We start from the raw sequence: 255 nt of genomic DNA, 5'->3' as shown, positions 1-255 counted from the left end.
ACTGTGCATGCTCATCATGGCAGGGATCTTCTTCCTGCTCATCCTGATCCAGAGCGGTCTGTATGTGTGTGTACCGCAGCGATATCAAGGCAGTATCCTGCATATGGTCCAGTGGGGAAAATGGGGATTGCTCGCAGGAGAGGTCATCATCTATGCAGTATTGAAGGACAGTGAGATGGAAGGAGTGTAAGGGAATGAAGAAAAAGATACCGATGGGAAGGCTGGAGAAGCTCGTGATCCTGGTCATGGTGGTCA

At 50.2% G+C, this 255-nt stretch carries 1 protein-coding gene; it reads left to right on the top strand.

What is annotated here, in order from left to right; translation table 11 throughout:
- The coding region (locus NE665_RS24520) for a hypothetical protein (protein ID WP_256302782.1) at nt 1-190 on the top strand (190 nt) is incomplete at its 5' end.
- Nucleotides 191-255 lie beyond the last annotated feature (65 nt).

Origin of the sequence: Clostridium sp. DFI.1.208, from assembly GCF_024463855.1 — a bacterium.
GTDB lineage: Bacteria > Bacillota_I > Bacilli_A > Erysipelotrichales > Erysipelotrichaceae > Clostridium_AQ.
This window is presented reverse-complemented; position numbering and strand designations above follow the sequence as displayed.